This is a genomic window from Pseudomonas sp. BAY1663, from assembly GCF_000582595.1.
GTDB classification, from domain to species: Bacteria; Pseudomonadota; Gammaproteobacteria; order Pseudomonadales; family Pseudomonadaceae; genus Stutzerimonas; species Stutzerimonas stutzeri_AF.
In genome coordinates this window covers 1-22,114 of the sequence record NZ_AZSV01000073.1, presented here as the reverse complement: position 1 = coordinate 22,114, position 22,114 = coordinate 1, and the positions used below count along the sequence as shown (strand labels likewise).

The window sequence follows — 22,114 nt, the reverse complement described above, 5'->3', positions numbered from 1 at the left end:
CGGCAGCGACGTGCAACGCGTCCAGCCCCGAAACGCCCCCACCCACCGCGACACGAAACATCCGCCGCGCAGTTGCTTCCGCGAAATCCCCTGCTACGTTTAGTTTCTAGAACAACAATAAACAATAAGAAGAAGGCGCCCATGACCATCGCTGCGACCCTACTCCGGCTGCGCTCCCCATCCCGCTTCCCCCGCCACCGCAACGCTCGCGGGGCCACAGTGCCCGGATGGCTCGCATTGCAGGCGCCTTTCACCGCATGCCCCGAGCTGACCTGCGCGACCGCGTTCGCGCGTACCTGCCCCGTTTTCCCCTAGACCCCGCGCCGTCCTCGACAGCTCCGGGCGGGGTTGTCCTGTAACGGTCCATCGTGCAAGGAGATACGCATGAAGCTTCCAGCAATTGCAGCGGCAACCCTGACGGCGGCTATCGCCGTTCCCGCCTCGGCCGAGATTTCCGACGGCAAGGTGAAGATCGGCATCCTCAACGACCAGTCCGGCGTGTATGCCGATTTCGGCGGCAAATGGTCATACGAGGCGGCGAAGATGGCGGCCGAGGATTTCGGCGGCAAGGTGCTGGACGCGCCGATCGAGATCGTCACCGCCGACCACCAGAACAAGCCGGACATCGCCTCCAACATCGCCCGCCAGTGGTACGACCGCGAGCAGGTCGACTCGATCATGGAGCTGACCACCTCCTCGGTGGCGCTGGCAGTGCAGGGCATTTCCAAGAGCAAGAAGAAGATCGACCTGGTCACCGGCGCCGCCACCACCGAGCTGACCGGCAAGCAATGCTCGCCCTATGGTTTCCACTGGGCCTACGACACCCACGCGCTGGCAGTCGGCACCGGCGGCGCACTGGTATCCCAGGGCGGCGACAGCTGGTACTTCCTCACCGCCGACTACGCCTTCGGCTATTCGCTGGAGGAGCAGACCGCGACGTTCGTCAAATCCAAGGGGGGCGAGGTCAAGGGCGCGGTCCGCCACCCCCTGGCGACCACCGACTATTCGTCGTTCCTGCTGCAGGCACAATCCTCCGGGGCCAAGGTCATCGGCCTGGCCAACGCCGGCCTGGATACCTCCAACAGCATCAAGCAGGCGGCGGAATTCGGCATCGTCGCCGGCGGCCAGCGCCTCGCCGCGCTGCTGTTCACCCTCGCCGAGGTGCACGGCCTGGGCCTCGACGCCGCGCAGGGGCTGACCCTGACCGAAAGCTTCTACTGGGACCGCGACGACAAGTCGCGCGAGTTCGGCGAACGCTTCTTCAAGCGCACCGGGCGCATGCCGAACATGGTCCATGCCGGCACCTATTCGGGCGTGATGCAGTACCTCAAGGCCATCGAGAAGGCCGGCACCGATGCCACCGAGCCAGTGGCCAAGGCGATGCACGAGATGCCGGTGGACGACGTCTTCGCGCGCAACGCCAAGGTCGGCGCCAACGGCCGGCTGATCAGCGACGTCTACCTGATGGAGGTGAAGAAGCCCGAGGAAAGCAAGCGCGCCTGGGACTACTACAAGGTGCTGGCCACCGTGCCGGGCGACGAGGCCTACATCAAGCCGGCCGACAGCGGCTGCGATCTGGCCGGGCAATGAGCATGGCCGCCGCAGCTCACGCCGGCTTCGCCGGTTCGCCGGCCAGCGAGGCCGAGCTGGACGCGCCCGTGGTGCTCTCGGCGCGCGGCCTGCGCCGTGAGTTCGGCGGCTTCGTCGCGGTCAACAACGTCGATCTGGACGTGCGCCATGCCCGGGTGCACGCCTTGATCGGCCCCAACGGCGCGGGCAAGACCACGGTGTTCAACCTGCTGACCAAGTTCCTGCAGCCCACCGCTGGCAGCATCCGCCTGCTCGACCATGACATCACCCGCACCGATCCGGCCAAGGTGGCCCGGATGGGCCTGGTGCGTTCGTTCCAGATTTCCGCGGTGTTCCCGCACCTGTCGGTGCTGGACAACGTGCGCGTGGCCCTGCAGCGCCCGGGCGGGCTGGCCACCCAGTTCTGGCTGCCGATGCGCTCGCTCAACCGCCTGAACGAGCGCGCCATGCAGCTGATCGAAGCGGTCGGCCTGGCCGACAAGCGCCACGAGCTGGCCGCCGACCTCTCCTACGGACGCAAGCGCGTACTGGAAATCGCCACCACCCTGGCACTGGAGCCCAAGGTGCTGCTGCTCGACGAACCCATGGCCGGCATGGGCCATGAGGACGTGCACGTGGTCGCCGAGATCATCCGCGAGGTCGCCACCCAGCGCGCCGTGCTGATGGTCGAGCACAACCTCAAGGTGGTCGCCGACCTGTGCCATCAGGTGACCGTATTGCAACGCGGCGAAATCCTCACCTCCGGCGACTACCGCACGGTCAGCCAGGACGAGCGCGTGCGCGTGGCCTACATGGGGACCGAACATGACTGAAAGCGCACCCCTGCTGTCGGTACGCGACCTCAACGCCTGGTATGGCGAAAGCCACGCCCTGCACGGCATCGACCTGGACGTTCATCAAGGCGAGACGGTGACCCTGCTCGGGCGCAACGGCGTGGGCAAGACCACCGCGCTGCGCGCCATCGTCGGCATCATCCGCAAGCGCAGCGGCAGCATCCGCTTCGACGGCAAGGACATGCTGCGCGTGCCGCTGCACCGCACCGCGCGCCACGGCATCGGCTACGTGCCGGAGGAGCGCGGCATCTTCTCCACGCTTACCGTCGAGGAAAACCTCACCCTGCCACCGGTGATCGCCAAGGGCGGCATGAGCCTGGCGGAGATCTACCAGCTGTTTCCCAACCTCGAGGAACGCCGCAAGAGCCCGGGCACCAAGCTTTCCGGCGGCGAGCAGCAGATGCTGGCGATGGCGCGCATCCTGCGCACCGGCGCCCGCTTGCTGCTGCTCGACGAACCCACCGAAGGCCTGGCGCCGGTGATCATCCAGCGCATCGGCGAGGTGCTGGTGACACTCAAGCAGCGCGGCATGACCATCCTGCTGGTGGAGCAGAATTTCCGCTTCGCCAGCAAGGTCGCCGACCGCTTCTACGTGGTGGATCACGGCAAGGTCATCGATACCTTCGCCGTCGACGAACTGCCTGGCCGCATGACCATGCTCAACGAAGTCCTGGGGGTCTGATGACGACGATTTTCGATGTGCCGATCCAGGCGTTCCTCGGCCAGCTGCTCATCGGCCTGATCAACGGCTCGTTCTACGCCATGCTCAGCCTGGGCTTGGCGATCATCTTCGGCATGCTGAAGATCATCAACTTCGCCCACGGCGCGCAGTACATGATCGGCGCCTTCGCCGGCTACCTGCTGCTGGCCACCCTGGGCATCGGCTACTGGCCGGCGCTGATCCTCGCACCGATCGTGGTCGGCCTGTGCAGCGCGGTGGTCGAGCGTGTGGCACTGTCGCGGCTGTACAACCTCGACCACCTCTACAGCCTGCTCTTCACCTTCGGCCTGGCGCTGGCCCTGGAAGGTGCCTTCCGCTACTACTACGGCTCATCCGGGCAACCCTACGCGGTGCCCAAGGAGCTGGCCGGCGGCTACAACCTGGGCTTCATGTTCCTGCCCAAGTACCGCGCCTGGGTGGTGCTGGCCTCGCTGGCGATCTGCATCGCCAGCTGGCTGTTGATCGAAAAGACCAAGCTCGGCGCCTACCTGCGCGCCGCCACCGAAAACCCGACGCTGGTGCGCACCTTCGGCATCAACGTGCCGCTGCTCTTGACCTTCACCTATGGCATGGGCGCGGCACTGGCCGGGCTGGCCGGCATTCTCGCCGCGCCGATCTACCAGGTCAGCCCGCTGATGGGCTCGAACCTGATCATCGTGGTGTTCGCCGTGGTGGTGGTCGGCGGCATGGGCTCGATTCTCGGCGCGATCATCACCGGCTACATGCTGGGCATTCTCGAGGGGCTGACCAAGGTGTTCTATCCCGAGGCATCGAACATCGTGATTTTCGTGATCATGGCCATCGTACTGCTGGTGCGCCCGGCCGGCCTGATGGGGAGGGACGCCTGATGAACAGCCAAGCCACCGGCACGATCACGCCGACCAAGCGCCCGCTGCTGCGCCTGGAGACCGTACTGATCCTGATCGGCGTGGTCGCCCTGGCCCTGGCGCCGTTCTACTTCTACCCGATCTTCCTGATGAAGGTGCTGTGCTTCGCGCTGTTCGCCTGCGCCTTCAACCTGCTGCTCGGCTACACCGGCATCCTCTCCTTCGGCCATGCGGCGTTCTTCGGCGGCTCGGCCTATTTCACCGCCCACGCGGTGAAGGAATGGGGCCTGCCGCCGGAACTGGGCATTCTCGTCGGCGTCGCCGGCGCGGCGTTTCTCGGGCTGGTCATCGGTTTCCTGGCGATCCGCCGGCAGGGCATCTACTCGACGATGATCACCCTGGCGCTGTCGCAGATGTTTTTCTTCTTCTGCCTGCAGGCCGGCTTCACCCATGGCGAGGACGGCATCCAGGGCATTCCGCGCGGGCATCTGTTCGGCTTCATCGACCTCGAGGAGCCGCTGTACATGTACTTCTTCGTGCTCTCGGTGTTCCTCGCCGGGATGTTCGTGATCTGGCGCGTCATCCACTCCCCGTTCGGCATGATCCTGCGCTCGATCCGCGAGAACGAGAACCGCGCGATCTCCCTCGGCTACACGGTGTCGCGCTACAAGCTCGGCGCCTTCGTCATGTCCGCCGCCCTGGCGGGGCTGGCCGGCGGACTGAAGGCGCTGGTGTTCCAGTTCGCCACGCTGACCGACGTCAGCTGGCAGATGTCCGGCGAGGTGGTGCTGATGACCCTGCTCGGCGGCATCGGCACCCTGGTCGGGCCGATCTTCGGCGCGGCGCTGGTGACCACCCTGGGCAACTACTTCGCCACCTCCGAGCTGCCGGTAACGCTGGTCACCGGAATCATCTTCATGGTCTGCGTGCTGGTGTTCCGCCGCGGCATGATCGGCGAACTCTACGCCTCACGGCTGGGCAAGAAGCTCGAACGGCGCGCCGAGGATTGAGGCCGGGGAGAACGAAGCGGCAGGATGGGGGCACGCAGCGCGTAGGTTGGGAGCACCGAAGCCCAACATCCCGCCCGCATGCGTTGGGCTTCGCTGCGCTCAACCCAACCTACGAGATCGATCGGTGAAGGTTGGCGCGTAGCCTGGGGCGCGTAACGCCGAAGCCCGACGGGCTGCATCCACGCCAATCCCCGGCGGCGCCCCGCTCAACCCTGCCCTTCGAGCAGGTCGTGCAGCTCGACGAACTGCTGGCTCAGCTTGTGCCGCGGGTCGAAGTAGACCAGCGGCATGCAGGCCTGGTGCGATTCGCGCATCCGCACCGAGTTCATCAGGTTGACCGGCAGCACCGGCAGGCCTTCGCCGAGCAGTTCCTCGATCATCTGCTGTGGCAGTGCCGCCCGCGGCTGGAACTGGTTGACCACGATGCCCTCGACCTCGAGCGTCTCGTTGTGGTCCTCCTTCAGCTCCTCGATCTCTTCCAGCAGGCCGTACAGCGCCTGACGCGAGAAGCTGTCGCAGTCGAAGGGAATCAGGCAGCGGTCGGCCGCGATCAGCGCCGAAACGGTATAGAAGTTCAGTGCCGGCGGCGTATCCAGGTAGAGCCGGTCGTACTCCTCGGCCAGGCCGTCGAGCAGTTTGCGCAGCTTGTTGATCTTGTGCTTGGCCTCCAGCTTGGGCTGCAGGTCGGCCAGCTCGGCGGTGGCGCTGACCAGGTGCAGGTTGTCGAAGGCCGTCTCGAGGATCGGCGGGCGCGCCTTCTTGCCGGCGCTACCGCCGGCCAGTACTTGCTTGAAGAAATCGGCGATGCCGGTGGGCACCGCATCGCCGGTGAGCCCGGTCAGGTAGTGGGTGGAATTGGCCTGGGCATCCAGGTCCACCAGCAGCGTGCGGTAGCCCTGCGACGCGCTGACCGCCGCCAGGTTGCAGGCGATGCTCGACTTGCCGACCCCGCCCTTCTGATTGAACACGACCCTGCGCATGACTCGCCCTCTGAGAATCCCTGAGTGGTCGAGTCTATACGGCAAACATGACAGCCAGGTTATCCGCAGCGGCAAACCCGACCAAAGTCAGACAGCGACGGGCGCCTTGATGTGCGGATGCGCCTCGTAGCCGACCAGCTCGAAATCGTCGAAGCGGAAGGCGAACAGGTCCTTCACCGCGGGGTTGAGTTTCATCGTCGGCAGCGGCAGCGGTTCGCGGGTCAGCTGCAGGTCGGCCTGCTCCAGGTGGTTGGCGTACAGGTGGCAGTCGCCGCCGCTCCAGATGAACTCGCCCGGCTCGAGGTCGCAGACCTGCGCCATCATCAGCGTCAGCAGCGCGTAGCTGGCGATGTTGAAGGGCACGCCGAGGAAGATGTCCGCCGAGCGCTGGTAGAGCTGGCAGCTGAGCTTGCCGTCGGCGACGTAGAACTGGAACAGCGCGTGGCACGGCGGCAGCGCCATCTGCTCGACCAGCGCCGGGTTCCAGGCCGAGACGATCAGCCGGCGCGAATCCGGGTTCTTCCTGATCATCGCCAGCAGGTTGGCGATCTGGTCGATGGACTCGCCGTTCGGCGCCGGCCAGGAACGCCACTGGTAGCCGTAGACCGGGCCGAGATCGCCGTTCTCGTCGGCCCACTCGTCCCAGATCGAGACGCCGTTTTCCTTCAGGTAGGCGATGTTGGTGTCGCCTTTGAGAAACCACAGCAGCTCGTGGATGATCGAGCGCAGATGGCACTTCTTGGTGGTCACCAGCGGGAAGCCCTGGCCCAGGTCGAAACGCATCTGATGGCCGAACACCGAGTAGGTGCCGGTGCCGGTGCGATCGCTCTTGAAGGTGCCGTGTTCGCGCACATGGCGCATCAGGTCGAGGTACTGTTTCATCGATGGGCTCGGAGGGGAAAAGGCTGCGCGAATAGTAAAAGGCCGGGCCCGGCTTGTCGCGTACGCTGCGACGAGCCGGGCAACGGCCTGTCAGGCCGGGGCGTTGGAGGCGTCGCGCCGATAACCCCAGGCGATCATGCCGACACCGAGCAACACCATGGGGATGCACAGCAGTTGGCCCATGGTCAGCCAGCCGAACGCCAGGTAACCCAGCTGCGCGTCCGGCACGCGGACGAATTCGACGATGAAGCGGAAGATGCCGTAGCACACCGCGAACAGCCCGGACACCGCCATGGTCGGCCGCGGCTTGCGCGAATAGAGCCAGAGGATGACGAACAGCGCGACGCCTTCCAGGGCGAACTGGTAGAGCTGCGACGGATGCCGCGCCAGCTGCTGCGGATCGGTGGGGAAGACCATCGCCCAGGGCACGTCGGAAGCCTTGCCCCACAGCTCGGCGTTGATGAAGTTGCCGATGCGTCCGGCACCCAGGCCGATCGGCACGAAGGGCGCGATGAAGTCCATCAGCTCGAAGAAGCTCTTGCCGTTGCGCCGGGCGAAGATCCAGGAGCACAGCAGCACGCCGATCAGCCCGCCATGGAAGGACATGCCGCCTTTCCATACCTGCAGGATCAGGCTCGGCTGATTGATGTAAGCCGCCAGGTCGTAGAACAGCACGTAACCCAGGCGCCCACCGACGATCACGCCCATGGCCACCCAGAACACCAGGTCCGACAGCTTGTCCTTCGGCCATTCCGGCGCGAAGCGCTGCACCCGCAGCGATGCCAGCCACCAGGCGCCGCCGATGCCGACGAGGTACATCAGGCCGTACCAGTGAATCTGTAGCGGGCCGATGGCGATCGCCACCGGATCGATCTGCGGGTAGGGCAGCATCCGCGCCTCCTCAAACAAGAAAATTGATGCCGACGCTCAGCAGCAGCAGAGCGAACAACCGTCTCAGGACCCTGGCCGACAGCCGATGCGCAAGGTTCGCGCCGATACGCGCGAAGAACATGCTGGTGATGGCAATGCCGACCAGCGCAGGCAGGTAGATGAAGCCGAAGCTCCATTCCGGCAGTTGCGGATCGTGCCAGCCGACCAGCATGAAACTCAGCGCACCGGCGATGGCGATCGGCAGGCCGCAGGCCGCGGAAGTGGCCACCGCCTGCTGCATCGGCACGCTGCGCCAGCTGAGAAAGGGCACCGTCAGCGAACCACCGCCGATGCCGAAGATTGCCGAGGCCCAGCCGACCACAACGCCGGCCACGGTCAGCCCCGGCTTGCCCGGCACGCCGCGCGAGGCCTTGGGCTTGATGTCGAGCACCATCTGGATCGCCATGAGAATGGCGAACACGCCGATGATCTTCTGCAGCATCGGCCCCTGGATGGCCGCCGCGGTCAGCGAGCCGAGCGCGGCGCCGACGAGAATGCCGAGGGTCATCCACAGCACGATCGGCCAGCGCACCGCGCCTCTGCGATGGTGCGCCCGGATCGAATTGATCGAGGTGAAGACGATCGTCGCCAGCGAAGTGCCGACGGCCAGATGGGTCAGTACCTGCTCCGAGAAGCCGTGTGCGGTGAAGCTCAGGACCAGCACCGGGACGATGATCATTCCGCCGCCGACGCCGAACAGCCCGGCCAGCACACCGGCGAAGCTCCCCAGCAGCAGATACAGCAGAAACTCCATGTGGTCCATCCGCAAGGCAAAGCGGCATGGTAGCCGAAAAAGCGGGCGGAAGCCGAACGCGGTTGCCGAGCCGGCCAGTTGGCTTCAAGCTCTCGCTTCGAACCTTCCACCGAGCGACCCCATGTGCCTGATCGTTTTCGCCTGGCGCCCGGAACATGCGCTGCCGCTGGTGCTGGCCGCCAACCGCGATGAATTCCATGCGCGCCCCAGCCTGCCGCTGGGCTGCTGGGAGGACGCGCCCTGGATCGTCGGCGGGCGCGACCTGCAGGCCGGTGGCACCTGGCTGGGCATCACCGCGAGCGGACGTTTCGCCGCGCTGACCAACATCCGCGCGCCCGGCCAGCCGCCGGGCCTGCGTTCGCGCGGCGAGCTACCGGAGCGTTACCTGCGCGGCGAGCTGACGCCGGGCGATTACCTGGCCGAGCTGGCCGGACGCTGCGCCGACTATGCGGGGTTCAATCTGCTGGCCGGCGATCACCGGCAACTCTGGCATCTGCATTCGCACACCGGCGAACCACGACCGCTCGCGCCCGGCCTCTATGGGCTGTCCAACGCCGGCCTGGATACCCCCTGGCCGAAACTGACCCGGGCGCGCGCGGCCCTGGCCAGCCAGCTCGCCCGGCCCGATCCGGAGCACCTGCTGGAGCTGCTCGCCGATACGCAGCCGGCCGCCGAGCACGAGCTGCCACGCACCGGGGTATCGCTGGAATGGGAACGGCGGTTGTCGAGCATCTTCATCGCCAGCCCGGAATACGGCACCCGCGCCAGCACCGCGCTGATCCGCCGGGCCGACGGCACGCTGGATATTCTCGAACGCAGCTTCGGCCCGCTGGGCCCGCTGGGCGAGGTGCGCTATCGCCATCCGCCGGGGGCCTGAGGGCACCCCAGCACCTCAAACGGCAGCGGAAGGATTGATCAGCTTGCTCAGGCCGAGATTGCGCAGGGTCAGCTGCACGGTGCTGTGGATCACCTGCGGGCTGTCGAGGAGCATGACCCGGCCCAGCAGCTGCTGGGCGGTATCCATGCTGACCTGGCGCAGCAGCCACTTCACCTTGGGCAGGTTGGTGGCGTTCATCGACAGGCTGTCGAAGCCCATCGCCAGCAGCAGCATGGCCGCCGCCGGATCGCCGGCCATCTCGCCGCAGATGCTCACCGGCTTGCCTTCGCCATGCGCTTCATTGACCACCCGCTGCAGCGCTTCCAGCACGGCCGGATGCAGGTAGTCGTAGAGGTCGGCGACCCGCGGGTTGTTGCGGTCCACGGCCAGCAGGTACTGGGTCAGGTCGTTGGAGCCGACCGAAATGAAGTCGACCAGGCGTGCCAGTTCACGGGTCAGGTAGACCGCCGCGGGCACTTCGATCATCACCCCCACCGGCGGCATCCGCACGTCGAGCCCTTCGTCGCGCACCTCGCACCAGGCGCGGTGGATCAGGTGCAACGCTTCTTCCAGTTCGCGGATGCCGGAGATCATCGGCAGCAGGATGCGCAGGTTGTTCAGCCCGGCGCTGGCCTTGAGCATGGCGCGGGCCTGCAGCAGGAATATCTCCGGATGGTCGAGGGTGACGCGGATACCGCGCCAGCCGAGGAAGGGATTTTCTTCCTTGATCGGGAAATACGGCAGGCACTTGTCGCCGCCGATATCGAGGCTGCGCATGGTCACCGGCAGCGGATGGAAGGCCTCCAGCTGCTCGCGGTAGATGGCCATCTGCTCCTTCTCGCTGGGGAAGCGCTCCTTGATCATGAAGGGCACTTCGGTGCGGTACAGGCCGACGCCCTCGGCTCCGCGCTCCTGGGCACGCACCACGTCGGCGAGCAGGCCGGTGTTGACCCACAGCGGTATGCGATGGCCGTCGGTGGTCTCGCAGGGCAGCTCGCGCAGCACGTCGAGCCCCTCGGAGAGCTGGCGCTCCTGCTCGGCGAGCACTTCGTACTGTTCGCGCAGCACCTTGCCGGGGTTGGTGATGATCTCGCCGCGGTAGCCGTCGATGATCAGCTCGATCCCATCGACCTTGGAATACGGCAGGTCCACCGCCCCCATCACCGTGGGAATGCCCATGGCGCGGGCGAGGATGGCGACGTGCGAGTTGCTCGAGCCGAGCACCGAGACCATGCCGACCAGCTTGCCTTCCGGCACCTCGCCGAGCATCGCCGGCGACAGTTCCTCACTGACCAGGATGGTCTTGTCGGGGTAGACCAGGGTCTGCTGGCGGGCTTCCTGCAGGTAGGCAAGCAGGCGCCGGCCGATGTCCTTGACGTCCGAGGCACGCTCGCGCAGGTAGCATCGTCCATCAGCTCGAAGCGCCGCACGTGCTCGTTGACCACCTGGCGCAGCGCGCCCTGGGCCCACTGGCCGGTGCGGATCACCTTGACCACTTCGCCGCCGAGGGCGGAGTCGTCGAGCATCATCAGGTACACGTCGAACAGCGCTCGCTCTTCCTTGCGCATCTGCGTGGCGAGCTTTTCCGAGAGCCCGCGCATATCGGCGCGTACCGCTTCCAGCGCCGCCTCGAACAGCGTCAGCTCGGCTTCGATGTTGTCGACGGTCTTGTCCGGCACCACTTCGAGATCGGCCGGCGGCAGCACCACCAGGGCGGTCCCGACCGCAGCACCCGGCGCGCCCGGAATGCCGACGAAACGGGTTTCCTGGATGCCCTTGCCCTGGCGGCCGAGACCGCGGATCGAACCGGTCGCCTCGGCGTGGGCGATGACGCCGGCGAGCTGCGCGCTCATGGTGACCAGGAAGGCCTCCTCGCCCTCGTCGAACTGGCGGCGTTCCTTCTGCTGGATGACCAGCACGCCCATCACCCGCCGGTGGTGGATGATCGGCGCGCCGAGGAAGGAGGCGTAGCGTTCCTCGCCGGTCTCGGCGAAGTAGCGGTAGCGGGGATGTTCGGAAGCGTGTTCGAGGTTGAGCGGCTCCTCGCGGGTGCCGACCAGGCCGACCAGGCCCTCGTTGGGCGCCATGCTGACCTTGCCGATGGCGCGCTTGTTGAGGCCTTCGGTGGCCATCAGGACGAAGCGTTCGGTCTCCGGATCGAGCAGATAGACCGAGCAGACCTGGCTACCCATGGCCTCCCTGACTCTCAGCACGATGATGCCCAATGCCGCCTTGAGGTCCTTGGCGGCATTCACTTCCTGGACAATCTTGCGCAGCGTGCCGAGCATGCTCAGAGGCTTTCTCCTCGTCTCAGTCCCGCACCGGCAGACGCGGGGCGAGTTCTTTAAGTGCGCGACGATAGACCTCGCGCTTGAATGTGACCACCTGTCCCAGCGGATACCAGTAGCTGACCCAGCGCCAGCCGTCGAACTCGGGCTTGCCGGTCAGGTCCATGCGCACCCGCTCCTCGGTACTGGTCAGGCGCAGCAGGAACCACTTCTGCTTCTGGCCGATGCACAGCGGCTGGCTATGGGTGCGTACCAGACGCTGCGGCAGACGATAACGCAACCAGCCGCGGGTGCAGGCGAGGATGTTCACATCCTGCTCCTCCAGGCCGATTTCCTCGTTGAGCTCGCGCAGCAGAGCCTCTTCCGGTGTTTCACGGGCATTGATCCCGCCCTGCGGAAATTGCCAGGCATCCTGATTGATCCGCCGAGCCCAGAGCACCTGACCGACATCATTGGTCAGGATGATGCCGACATTGGGGCGAAAACCATCGGAATCGATCACGGCATACAACCTCGCTGACGCATGTCGCGGCATTGTTCCACAAAACCGCAACGAGTCGAAAGCACGGCAAGCGGCCATCCGGCGCAGGAGAGCCTCGGCGCGGCGCCGCACGCGGTCATCGCCGAGGCTGCCGCGCAGGCGCGCCAACCGTTATGCTTGGCCCCTCCCCAACAGTCCGAGGAAACCATCCGTGCGCCTGGCTCTATTCGATCTCGACAACACCCTGCTGGCCGGTGACAGCGACCACGCCTGGGGCGAATACCTGTGCCAGCGCGGCATCGTCGATGCGACTCACTACAAGGCACGCAACGACGCCTTCTATCAGGACTATCTCGCCGGCACCCTCGATGTGCACGCCTACCAGAACTTCTGCCAGGAAATCCTCGGCCGCAGCGAATTGCCGCAGCTGCAGCAATGGCACGCGGAGTTCATGCGCGACTTCATCGAACCGATCGTGCTGAGCAAGGGCGAGGCGCTGCTGCGCCAGCACCTCGAGGCCGGCGACCGGGTGGTGATCATCACCGCCACCAACCGCTTCATCACCGGCCCGATCGCCGCACGGCTGGGCGTCGATACCCTGCTGGCCACCGAGTGCGGGATGGAGGACGGCCGCTACACCGGGCGCCTCACCGACATCCCCTGCTTCCAGGAAGGCAAGGTGGCGCGCATCGAGCGCTGGCTGGCGGAGAACGCGCTAACCCTGGAGGGCAGCTATTTCTACAGCGATTCGCGCAACGACCTGCCGCTGCTCGAGCGCGTCGGCCACCCGGTGGCGGTCGACCCGGACCCGATCCTGCGCAAGACCGCCGAAGAGCGCGGCTGGCAGATCATCTCGCTGCGCTGAAGCAGCGGAGCGTGCCAGGCCGGGCGGGAGAAATCAGGCCGGCTTGGCACCCATCAGGCCGCTGATCGCCAGCAGCACCAGCAGGATCAGCCCGGCATAGGCGAGGGCAAAGCGCAGCAGGCGCGCCGGTGCCGCTGTATCGCCCAGCGTCGCCCAGGCGCGCAGGCGGCCGGCGAGCAGCAGCCCGAGCGGCAACAGCAGGACGAACAGCAGCGAACTGGCCAGCAGCCACAGCTGGCCCAGCGGCCAGCCGGCCAGGTGCGCCAGCCACCAGCCGCTGACCGGCAGGCTCAGCGCCAGCAATGCCAGCAGCGGCAGGGCAATCAGCCGGGTACGCCGCAGTTTGCGCTGCAGCAGCGCGGCATCGCCGCCGCGCCAGGCCTTCCACAGCAACAGCACGTGGGCGATCAGCCCGAGGATCAGCAGCACCGCCGATACGGCGTGGACGATTCTCAGCAGCAGGTAGTGTTCCATGTGCTCTCCTGGCAGCCCGTTCGCTCAGCCGAGAAACAGCTTGTAGGCCGGGTTGTCGCTTTCATCCCAGTAGCGGTAGCCGATCTTGTCCAGCGCCGCCGGCAGCAGGTGCAGTTCCTGCTCCGGCACCTGCAGCCCGGCGACCACGCGGCCATCGGCGGCGCCATGGTTACGGTAGTGGAACATGGAAATGTTCCAGCGCCCGCCCAGCTTGTTGAGGAAATTGAACAGCGCGCCGGGCCGCTCGGGAAATTCGAAACGCAGCACCCGTTCGTCGCTGACCCCGGCCGCATGGCCGCCGACCATGTGCGCGTGTGCAGCTTGGCCAGCTCGTTGTCGGTCAGGTCGAGCACCGGGAAGCCCTTCTCGCGCAGGCTCTGCACCAGCGCCGCGCGCGGATCGGTTTCCGGGTGGGTCTGCACGCCGACGAAGATGTGCGCCTCGCGGCTGGTGTGGTAGCGGTAGTTGAACTCGGTGATCTGGCGCTTGCCGATGGCCTCGCAGAAGGCCTTGAAGCTGCCCGGCTGCTCGGGAATGGTGACGGCGATGATCGCCTCGCGCTTCTCGCCCAGCTCGGCGCGCTCGGCGACGTGGCGCAGACGGTCGAAATTGACGTTGGCGCCCGAGTCGATGGCCACCAACACCTGGCCGCTGGCACCCTCGCGCTCGACGTACTTCTTGATCCCGGCCACGCCCAGCGCGCCGGCCGGCTCGGTGATCGAGCGGGTGTCGTCGTAGATGTCCTTGATCGCCGCGCAGATCTCGTCGGTGCTGACGGTGATCACCTCGTCGACGTAGCGCCGGCAGATGTCGAAGGTGTGCTCGCCGATCTGCGCCACCGCCACGCCGTCGGCGAACAGCCCGACCTGATCGAGCACCACCCGCTGGCCGGCGGCCATGGCCGCCTGCAGGCAGTTGGAATCGTCCGGCTCGACGCCGATCACCTTGGTTTGCGGATAGAGGTATTTCACGTAGGCGGCGATCCCGGCCACCAGCCCGCCGCCGCCCACCGGCACGAAGATCGCGTCGATCGGCCCCTGGTGCTGACGGAGGATCTCCATCGCCACGGTGCCCTGGCCGGCGATCACGTCAGGATCGTCGTAGGGGTGGATATAGACGTAGCCCTTCTCTTCCACCAGCTTCAGCGAATAGGCCAGTGCCTCGGGGAACGCGTCGCCGTGCAGCACCACCTTGCCGCCGCGGGCGCGCACGCCCTGCACCTTCAGCTCGGGGGTGGTGCGCGGCATGACGATGGTCGCCTTGATGCCCAGCTGCTTGGCCGCCAGCGCCACGCCCTGCGCATGGTTGCCGGCCGAGGCGGTGACCACGCCGCGTGCCAGTTCCTCGGGCGAAAGCTGCGCCAGCTTGTTGTAGGCGCCGCGTACCTTGAAGGAGAACACCGGCTGCAGATCCTCGCGCTTGAGCAGAATCTGGTTGCCGATGCGTTCGGACAGCTGGCGGGCAGGCTGCAGCGGGGTTTCGATGGCGACGTCGTAGACGCGCGAGGTGAGGATCTTCTTGACGTAGTGTTCGAGCATTCTGACTATCTTGGCGGGAATTGCGGGCAATCAGGCGAGTCTACTCCGCGACACCCGCCTCGACCACAGACAATGCGCACGCAAAATGCCGGTACAGCCGGCGGGCGAGACCCGTCGGCGGCGCAGGGCTATAATCGACACCCCGTCTTCCCGCCCGGACCCTCCCATGACCCAGGATCAGCTCAAGCAGGCCGTCGCCCAGGCCGCCGTCGACCATATCGTGCCCAAGCTCAACGACCGCAGCATCGTCGGCGTCGGCACCGGCTCCACCGCCAACTTCTTCATCGACCTGCTGGCTCGGCACAAGGGCTTCTTCGACGGTGCGGTGGCCAGCTCCGAGGCCACCGCCGAGCGCCTGAAGCAGCACGGCATCCCGGTCTACGACCTGAACACGGTGAGCGAACTGGAGTTCTACGTCGACGGCGCCGACGAAGCCAACAGGCACCTCGAGCTGATCAAGGGCGGCGGCGCGGCGCTGACCCGCGAGAAGATCGTCGCGGCGGTGGCCAGGACCTTCATCTGCATTGCCGATGGCAGCAAGCTGGTCGAGCAGCTCGGCACCTTCCCGCTGCCGGTGGAAGTCATCCCCATGGCGCGCAGCCACGTCGCGCGCGAGCTGGTCAAGCTCGGCGGCGACCCGGTCTACCGTGAAGGCGTGGTGACCGACAACGGCAACGTCATCCTCGACGTGCACAACCTGATGATCGGCTTTGCGCCGGAGCTGGAAGGCAAGATCAACGACATCGTCGGCGTGGTCAGCAATGGCCTGTTCGCCATGCGGCCGGCCGACATCCTGCTGCTCGGCACCGCAAGCGGCGTGCAGAAACTGGAACGCTGAAGCGCAGCGGCGATATCCCCCGCTTGCGGCTACGCTTGCTTTTGCTGCATCACCAGCAAGCGCAGACCACCAACAGGAGGGTGTCGCCATGTCCGGCAAGTTCCAGCTGAAGAAATCCAGCAACGGCCAGTTCCATTTCAACCTGCTGGCCAGCAACAGCCAGGTCGTGCTGTCCAGCGAACAATACAAGGCCCATGCCTCGGCGCTGAACGGTATCGACTCGGTACGCAAGAACGCCGTGCGCGAAGGCGCGTTCGAAATCAGGGAATCCAGCAACGGCAAGCACTACTTCGTGCTCAAGGCCACCAACGGCGAGGTCGTCGGCCAGAGCCAGATGTATGCCAGCCTGCACAGCGCCGAACAGGGCTGCGACTCGGTTCGCCGCCACGCCCCCGATGCGGCGCTGCAGGACGAGAGCGCCGCACCGGTCACCTGACCGGCGCCGGGTGGTCAGCGCGCCAGCCGGCCACCCGGATCACTTGCGGAACACGTAGAACAGGTTCGGCTCGCTGACCAGATAGAGCGTGCCGTCCGGCCCCATGGCAATGCCTTCGGCCTGCGGCACGTCGCGTTCCAGTCCATGCCGGCCTGCGCTCAGCGACAGGCTGCTGAGCGGCTGGCCGTCGGTACCCAGCTCGACCACCAACCGTGATTCATCGGAGAGCGCCAGCAGGTGGCCGGTCCGCTCATCGAACTGCAGGCTGGACAGGTCGCGTACGAATAGCCCAGCATCGCGCTCGCGATTCTCGCTGACATGCACCGCGATGGCCTGCTTCCCGCTGACGTAGGGGAAGCCGGTGATCTCGTAGATGCGCACCGGATCGCGCTCCTTGGCCACGAATAGCCGCTTGCCCGCGGCATCGTAGGCCAGCCCCTCGAAGCCCTTGTTGCCGTTGCGGTCGATACCCAGCGACAGCTGTTGCGCGCCCGCAACATCGATCTGCTGGGTACGCTCGTCAACCTCGACGCGCAGCAGGCGTTGTAGGCGCTCATCGCTGATCACGTAGACGCCAGGGGAGATGTACTCGATCGCTTCCGGATCGCCAAGCCCCACCAGCGGGATGGCACGGACCAGATCACCCTCGAGACTGAGCTCGAGCAGGTGCGGGTTTCCGTTGGTGACGGCGATGAGGCTGTTGCGGTCCGGGTCGAAGGTCAGCGCCGAGAGATCGTCGTCGATGCCACCGATGACCTTGCCCTGGATCGAGCTCGGTAGTCCGGTAGCCATAGCGAGACCACCTGGCGCTCCCCAGCCTGACGCCATTGGGAAAAATGGAACGCCCCCCGTTCGAACAATCGATAATGAACGCCAGCGGCGGCCGCCAGCAGTAGCACCGCAGCCACCGCCGCAATCACCGGAAATTTCAATGCGCGCATATTGCCACTTTGTCTGTTTCGCAAGGCGGCCATTGTGCACAGCACGGCTTACCCCAAGCTTAACCGCGGGCTCCGGCTGCCCGCGCCATGCCGCCCGTCACGGCCGGCGGCTGAAGACGTAGAAGCGATTGGGTTCACCGACCACGTAGATGTTGCCCTCGCCGTCCATCGCTACCCCTTCAGCCTGCTTGATGCCCTGTACCAGACCGTTGAGGCCGCCGAACAGGCTGATGAAGCTGCGCGGCTGCCCCTGCAGGTCGAGTTCCACCAACAGGCGCGACTCGTCGGAGAGCAGCAGGGTATGACGCTGCGCGGATCGATCGCCACCGAGGACAGGTCGCGCACCAGCAGCGGCTGGCTGGGCAGCCCCTGCAGCGCCTGCAGCGCGCCGACAGCGCCGTCCTCACCGGGGAAGGGCAGCTCGAACAGCCCCTGCGGGTCCCGTTCCTTGGCCAGCAGCAGGCGTTGCGTATGTGGGTTCCAGGCCAGCCCCTCGAAGCCCTTGTTGCCGGCATCGGCGAAGCCAGGTCATAGCTGGCGAGGTCATCCAGATCCAGCGTTTCCACATCCGGTTCCAGGCGGAACACCGCGACCAGCCGACGGCGCTCGTCGACGATCGCCAGGCGGCCGTCACCCAGCGCTTCCACCGCCTCCGGGTCGGCGAAACCGCTGAGCGGGATACGCCGCAACACGACGCCGGCGGGCGTGAACTCGACGAGTTGCGGGTTCTGGCTGGTCACTGTGAACAGCGTGCCGGTCAGCGGGTTCCAGGTCAGCCCGGAGGTTTCATCTTCCTCCAGGCCGGCCAGCGTGGTTTCCAATGCCAGTTCATAGTCCGGCAGCCAGATGCCCGCCGCGCGTTGCTCCGGGCTGACCGAACGCTCGTCCCAGTACAGCCGCAGCTGATCGTCCCAATGCAGCAGGCGGCCGGTAACCAGCACGGCGGCGAGGACGAATAGCAACAAGGCGTAGCCGAGCAGGCGCCAGCGGGAATAACGAACGGGCATGGGAAGCGTTCCAGCGGAGGGTGCCGGATTACAGCACGGCTCGCGAGGAAGCGGCAAACGCGGCGGGTGAACCCCGCCGCGTCGGGGGAGATCAGAGCACGCGGCTCTCGAACCGCGACAGCCCGACCAGTTCCAGCACCAGCTGGTCGCCCTGCTCGAGCGGACCGACGCCGGCCGGCGTACCGGTCAGCACCACGTCGCCCGGTTGCAGGCTGAAGTGCCCGGCGATGTGCTGCAGCAGCGGCACGATGGCATTGAGCATCTGGCTGCTGTTGCCGTCCTGGCGGACCTCGCCGTTGATGCTCAGGCGGATGCCGATGTCGTTCAGCTCCTCCACCGCATCGCCCGGCACGAAGGGCGCCAGCACGCAGGCGCCGTCGAAGCTCTTGGCGATCTCCCACGGATGGCCCTTTTCCTTGAGCCTGGCCTGCACGTCGCGCAGGGTCAGGTCCAGCGCCGGGGCGAAGCCGGAGATGGCGTCGCGCACCTCTTCCTCGTTCGGCTTGCGCGACAGCGGCTTGCCGATCAGCACGGCGATCTCCGCTTCGTAGTGCACCGCGCCACGGTCGGCGGGAATGCCGAAGCCGCCTTCCAGCGGCACGGCGCAGCTGCCAGCCTTGATGAACAGCAGCGGCTCGCTCGGTACCGGGTTGTTCAGCTCCCTGGCGTGTTCGGCATAGTTGCGGCCGATGCAGACCACCTTGCCCAGCGGGAAGTGGATCGGCGTGCCATCGGTGTAGTGGTGCTGGTAGCTCATCGAAGACTCCTGATATCCCTGGGCCCGGTCAGGCCGCGAAGATCTTGCCGGGGTTCATGATGCCGTTCGGGTCGAATGCCGCCTTGACCGCCTTCATGTAGGCGATCTCGGCCGGCGAGCGGCTGTACTCGAGATAGTCGCGCTTGGTCATGCCGACACCGTGTTCGGCGGAGATCGAGCCGTTGTACTTCTCGACGGTCTCGAACACCCACTTGTTCACCGACGTGCACTTGTCGAAGAACTCTTCCTTGGACAGCGCCTCGGGCTTGAGGATGTTCAGGTGCAGGTTGCCATCGCCGATATGGCCGTACCAGAGCACCTCGAAGTCCGGGTAGTTGCTGGTGACGATGGCGTCGATGTCGGCGAGGAAGGCCGGCACCTTCGACACGGTGACCGAGATGTCGTTCTTGTACGGCGTCCAGTGGCTGATGGTCTCGGAGATGTACTCGCGCAGTTTCCACAGGTTCTGCAGCTGCTGCTCGCTCTGGCTCATCACGCCGTCGATCACCCAGCCTTCGTTGACGCAATGCTCGAAGGTCGCCAGCGCCTGCTCGGCGCGCTCCTCGGTGGTGGCCTCGAACTCCAGCAGCGCATAGAAGGGCGCGCGCGTCTCGAAGGGCGCAGGGATGTCGCCACGGCCGAGGATCTTGTCCAGGCACTTGTCGGAGAAGAATTCGAAGGCGGTCAGGTCCAGCTTGTCCTGGAAGGCATGCAGCACCGGCATGATCGAATCGAAGTCCGGCGTGCCGAGCACCATCGCCGTGAGGTTGGTCGGCTGGCGCTCCAGGCGCATGGTCGCTTCCACTACAAATCCAAGCGTACCCTCGGCGCCGATGAACAGCTGGCGCAGGTCATAGCCGGTAGCGTTCTTGATCAGGTCCTTGTTCAGTTCCAGCAGGTCGCCCTTGCCAGTGACGACCTTGAGCCCGGCAACCCAGTTGCGGGTCATGCCGTAGCGGATCACCTTGATGCCGCCGGCATTGGTGCCGATGTTGCCGCCGATCTGGCTGGAGCCGGCGGAGGCGAAGTCCACCGGGTAGTACAGGCCCTTGTCCTCGGCGAACTGCTGCAGGACGGCGGTGACCACGCCCGGCTGGCAGACCACGGTGCGGTCGGTGGCGTTGAAGTCGAGGATCTGGTTCATGTAGTCGAAGGCCACCACCACCTCGCCGTTGGCCGCCACGGCCGCGGCGGAAAGCCCGGTGCGCCCGCCCGAGGGCACCAGCGCGACCTTGTGCTGGTTGGCCCAGCGGACGATGGCCTGCACCTGCTCGATGGTCTTGGGGAAGACGATGGCCGAGGGCGCCGGGGCGAAATGCTTGGTCCAGTCCTTGCCGTAGGCGTTCAGCGAATCGGCGTCGGTCAATACCTTGCCGGGTTCGACCAGGGTTTTCAGCTCATCGATCAAGGCGGGATCGGTCATCACGGGAACTCTCATACGATTCATGGTCACCCTGAGCACGCTTCAGCACAGGGATGGGGGTGTTTCGCGGGGCTCGTATGCTAGCATACGCCCCCCTTTGAAACGTGCCTCGGCAGACTTCCGACACCGCTCCCGCCGGTTCGGTCAGCCTTCGCTGGACACATCAGTGATAACCTCCGGCCTTAAAGGTTTTAATGCAGATGAGCCAGACCTCTCTCGACAAGAGCAAGATCAAGTTCCTTCTTCTGGAAGGCGTTCACCAGAATGCCATCGACACCCTGAAGGCCGCCGGTTACTCGAACATCGAATACCTCAAGACCGCGCTGTCCGGCGACGAGCTGAAGGCGAAGATCGCCGATGCCCACTTCATCGGCATCCGCTCGCGCACCCAGCTGACCGAAGAGGTCTTCGACGCGGCGAAGAAGCTGATCGCCGTCGGCTGCTTCTGCATCGGCACCAACCAGGTCGACCTCAACGCCGCCCGCGAGCGCGGCATCGCGGTGTTCAACGCGCCCTACTCCAACACCCGTTCGGTGGCCGAGCTGGTGCTCGCCGAAGCCATCCTGCTGCTGCGCGGCATCCCCGAGAAGAACGCCTCCTGCCACCGCGGCGGCTGGATCAAGTCGGCGGCCAACTCGTTCGAGATCCGCGGCAAGAAGCTCGGCATCATCGGCTACGGCTCCATCGGCACCCAGCTTTCGGTGCTGGCCGAGGCACTGGGCATGCAGGTCTACTTCTACGACGTGGTGACCAAGCTGCCGCTGGGCAATGCCACCCAGGTCGGCTCGCTGTACGACCTCCTGGGCATGTGCGACATCGTTTCGCTGCACGTGCCGGAACTGCCGTCCACCCAGTGGATGATCGGCGAGAAGGAAATCCGCGCGATGAAGAAGGGCGGCATCCTGATCAACGCCGCCCGCGGCACCGTGGTCGAGCTGGACCACCTGGCCGCCGCGATCAAGGATGAGCACCTGATCGGCGCCGCCATCGACGTGTTCCCGGTGGAGCCGCGCTCCAACGACGAGGAGTTCGCAAGCCCGCTGCGCGGCCTGGACCGTGTGATCCTCACCCCGCACATCGGCGGCTCGACGGCCGAAGCACAGGCCAACATCGGCCTGGAAGTGGCCGAGAAGCTGGTCAAGTACAGCGACAATGGCACCTCGGTGTCCTCGGTCAACTTCCCCGAAGTGGCCCTGCCGTCGCACCCGGGCAAGCACCGCCTGCTGCACATCCACCAGAACATTCCGGGCGTGATGAGCGAGATCAACAAGGTGTTCGCCGACAACGGCATCAACGTCTGCGGCCAGTTCCTGCAGACCAACGAGAAGGTCGCTACGTGGTGATCGACGTGGACAAGGAGTATTCCGACCTGGCGCTGGAGAAGCTGCAGCACGTCAATGGCACCATCCGTAGCCGGGTACTGTTCTGATACGAAGGCGTGAAGGTTGTTGAGGGAGGCTCCGGCCTCCCTTTTTTGTGGTTCATCGCGCTTTCTTGGGGAAGCAAGGATTGACACCGGACTGGCAAGATTGGGTGTGTTGAATGAAAGTTTTGCTTTCATTTGGCGTTTAGCGAGTTGCTTGAGAGATTGGTTTCGCCCTGCTGGGCGACTCACTTTTTTCAGTCGCGAAAAAAGTAAGCAAAAACGCTTGCCCCTGCATC

At 65.6% G+C, this 22,114-nt stretch carries 17 protein-coding genes and 5 pseudogenes; 10 read left to right on the top strand and 12 right to left on the bottom strand.

The window, feature by feature from the left end; translation table 11 throughout:
• Positions 1-384 precede the first annotated feature (384 nt).
• Genes BAY1663_RS17560 through BAY1663_RS17540 form a run of 5 tightly spaced genes read left to right on the top strand, consistent with a single transcriptional unit; the run spans position 385 to position 4,981 of the window.
• Entirely contained in the window at positions 385-1,590 is a 1,206-nt protein-coding gene (locus BAY1663_RS17560; RefSeq protein WP_037043198.1) for an ABC transporter substrate-binding protein, read from the top strand.
• A gap of 2 nt (positions 1,591-1,592) precedes the next feature.
• Positions 1,593-2,402, top strand: a complete 810-nt coding sequence (locus BAY1663_RS17555) for an ABC transporter ATP-binding protein (RefSeq protein WP_037043197.1) — start codon at positions 1,593-1,595, stop codon at positions 2,400-2,402.
• Positions 2,395-3,105: an ABC transporter ATP-binding protein gene (locus BAY1663_RS17550; RefSeq protein WP_037043195.1), complete on the top strand. Its 711-nt coding sequence runs from the start codon at positions 2,395-2,397 to the stop codon at positions 3,103-3,105. The genes BAY1663_RS17555 and BAY1663_RS17550 overlap by 8 nt, the downstream gene beginning before the upstream one ends.
• Positions 3,105-3,992: a branched-chain amino acid ABC transporter permease gene (locus tag BAY1663_RS17545; RefSeq protein ID WP_037043187.1), complete on the top strand. Its 888-nt coding sequence runs from the start codon at positions 3,105-3,107 to the stop codon at positions 3,990-3,992. Before BAY1663_RS17550 ends, BAY1663_RS17545 begins: the two co-directional genes overlap by 1 nt.
• Entirely contained in the window at positions 3,992-4,981 is a 990-nt protein-coding gene (locus BAY1663_RS17540) for a branched-chain amino acid ABC transporter permease (RefSeq protein ID WP_037043185.1), read from the top strand. Before BAY1663_RS17545 ends, BAY1663_RS17540 begins: the two co-directional genes overlap by 1 nt.
• Positions 4,982-5,187: 206 nt before the next feature.
• Here the strand turns inward: BAY1663_RS17540 and BAY1663_RS17535 are convergent, their stop codons facing one another.
• The 4 genes from BAY1663_RS17535 to BAY1663_RS17520 all read right to left on the bottom strand — a co-directional run bounded on the left by BAY1663_RS17535 (position 5,188) and on the right by BAY1663_RS17520 (position 8,527).
• Complete coding sequence (locus BAY1663_RS17535) at positions 5,188-5,961, bottom strand: ParA family protein (RefSeq protein WP_037043183.1); 774 nt, start codon at positions 5,959-5,961, stop codon at positions 5,188-5,190.
• 87 nt (positions 5,962-6,048) lie between these two features.
• Positions 6,049-6,843, bottom strand: a complete 795-nt coding sequence (locus BAY1663_RS17530; RefSeq protein ID WP_037043180.1) for a thymidylate synthase — start codon at positions 6,841-6,843, stop codon at positions 6,049-6,051.
• Between the two features lie 90 nt (positions 6,844-6,933).
• Entirely contained in the window at positions 6,934-7,734 is an 801-nt protein-coding gene (gene lgt / locus BAY1663_RS17525; RefSeq protein WP_037043178.1) for a prolipoprotein diacylglyceryl transferase, read from the bottom strand.
• Between the two features lie 10 nt (positions 7,735-7,744).
• Positions 7,745-8,527: a sulfite exporter TauE/SafE family protein gene (locus BAY1663_RS17520; protein ID WP_037043176.1), complete on the bottom strand. Its 783-nt coding sequence runs from the start codon at positions 8,525-8,527 to the stop codon at positions 7,745-7,747.
• Between the two features lie 121 nt (positions 8,528-8,648).
• Here BAY1663_RS17520 and BAY1663_RS17515 point away from each other — a divergent pair, with 121 nt between their 5' ends.
• On the top strand, positions 8,649-9,404 hold the full coding sequence (locus BAY1663_RS17515) for an NRDE family protein (RefSeq protein ID WP_037043174.1): 756 nt from the start codon (positions 8,649-8,651) through the stop codon (positions 9,402-9,404).
• 15 nt (positions 9,405-9,419) lie between these two features.
• Here BAY1663_RS17515 and ptsP read toward each other — a convergent pair.
• Both ptsP and BAY1663_RS17505 read right to left on the bottom strand, forming a co-directional pair.
• Positions 9,420-11,692 (bottom strand): annotated as a pseudogene (ptsP, locus tag BAY1663_RS17510) (phosphoenolpyruvate--protein phosphotransferase).
• A 22-nt stretch (positions 11,693-11,714) separates the two neighbouring features.
• Positions 11,715-12,194 (bottom strand): RNA pyrophosphohydrolase, encoded by a 480-nt coding sequence (locus BAY1663_RS17505; RefSeq protein ID WP_037043199.1) that lies wholly within the window; start codon positions 12,192-12,194, stop codon positions 11,715-11,717.
• Between the two features lie 190 nt (positions 12,195-12,384).
• Here BAY1663_RS17505 and BAY1663_RS17500 point away from each other — a divergent pair, with 190 nt between their 5' ends.
• Complete coding sequence (locus tag BAY1663_RS17500; RefSeq protein WP_037043172.1) at positions 12,385-13,038, top strand: HAD family phosphatase; 654 nt, start codon at positions 12,385-12,387, stop codon at positions 13,036-13,038.
• Positions 13,039-13,071: 33 nt separating this feature from the next.
• Here the strand turns inward: BAY1663_RS17500 and BAY1663_RS17495 are convergent, their stop codons facing one another.
• On the bottom strand, positions 13,072-13,512 hold the full coding sequence (locus BAY1663_RS17495) for a DUF2269 family protein (protein WP_037043170.1): 441 nt from the start codon (positions 13,510-13,512) through the stop codon (positions 13,072-13,074).
• Positions 13,513-13,536: 24 nt separating this feature from the next.
• Positions 13,537-15,050, bottom strand: a pseudogene (ilvA, locus tag BAY1663_RS17490) (threonine ammonia-lyase, biosynthetic).
• Positions 15,051-15,216: 166 nt separating this feature from the next.
• On the opposite strand from ilvA, the gene rpiA reads away from it, so the two are divergent.
• Together rpiA and BAY1663_RS17480 are read left to right on the top strand one after the other, a co-directional pair.
• Positions 15,217-15,888 (top strand): ribose-5-phosphate isomerase RpiA, encoded by a 672-nt coding sequence (rpiA, locus tag BAY1663_RS17485; protein WP_037043167.1) that lies wholly within the window; start codon positions 15,217-15,219, stop codon positions 15,886-15,888.
• A gap of 88 nt (positions 15,889-15,976) precedes the next feature.
• Positions 15,977-16,324: a YegP family protein gene (locus tag BAY1663_RS17480; protein WP_037043165.1), complete on the top strand. Its 348-nt coding sequence runs from the start codon at positions 15,977-15,979 to the stop codon at positions 16,322-16,324.
• Positions 16,325-16,363: 39 nt separating this feature from the next.
• Here the strand turns inward: BAY1663_RS17480 and BAY1663_RS17475 are convergent.
• The 4 genes and pseudogenes from BAY1663_RS17475 to BAY1663_RS17460 form a co-directional block, all read right to left on the bottom strand.
• A pseudogene (locus tag BAY1663_RS17475) lies at positions 16,364-17,265 on the bottom strand (SdiA-regulated domain-containing protein).
• A gap of 97 nt (positions 17,266-17,362) precedes the next feature.
• Positions 17,363-18,272 (bottom strand): annotated as a pseudogene (locus tag BAY1663_RS17470) (SdiA-regulated domain-containing protein).
• 91 nt (positions 18,273-18,363) lie between these two features.
• Positions 18,364-19,029 carry a fumarylacetoacetate hydrolase family protein gene (locus tag BAY1663_RS17465; protein ID WP_037043163.1) on the bottom strand — a complete coding sequence of 222 codons (666 nt, stop codon included), beginning with the start codon at positions 19,027-19,029 and terminating at the stop codon, positions 18,364-18,366.
• A 28-nt stretch (positions 19,030-19,057) separates the two neighbouring features.
• A complete protein-coding gene (locus BAY1663_RS17460) occupies positions 19,058-20,452 on the bottom strand; it encodes an FAD-binding oxidoreductase (protein ID WP_037043161.1) in 1,395 nt (464 codons plus the stop codon).
• A 200-nt stretch (positions 20,453-20,652) separates the two neighbouring features.
• Here BAY1663_RS17460 and serA point away from each other — a divergent pair.
• A pseudogene (serA, locus tag BAY1663_RS17455) lies at positions 20,653-21,881 on the top strand (phosphoglycerate dehydrogenase).
• Positions 21,882-22,114: the final 233 nt, after the last annotated feature.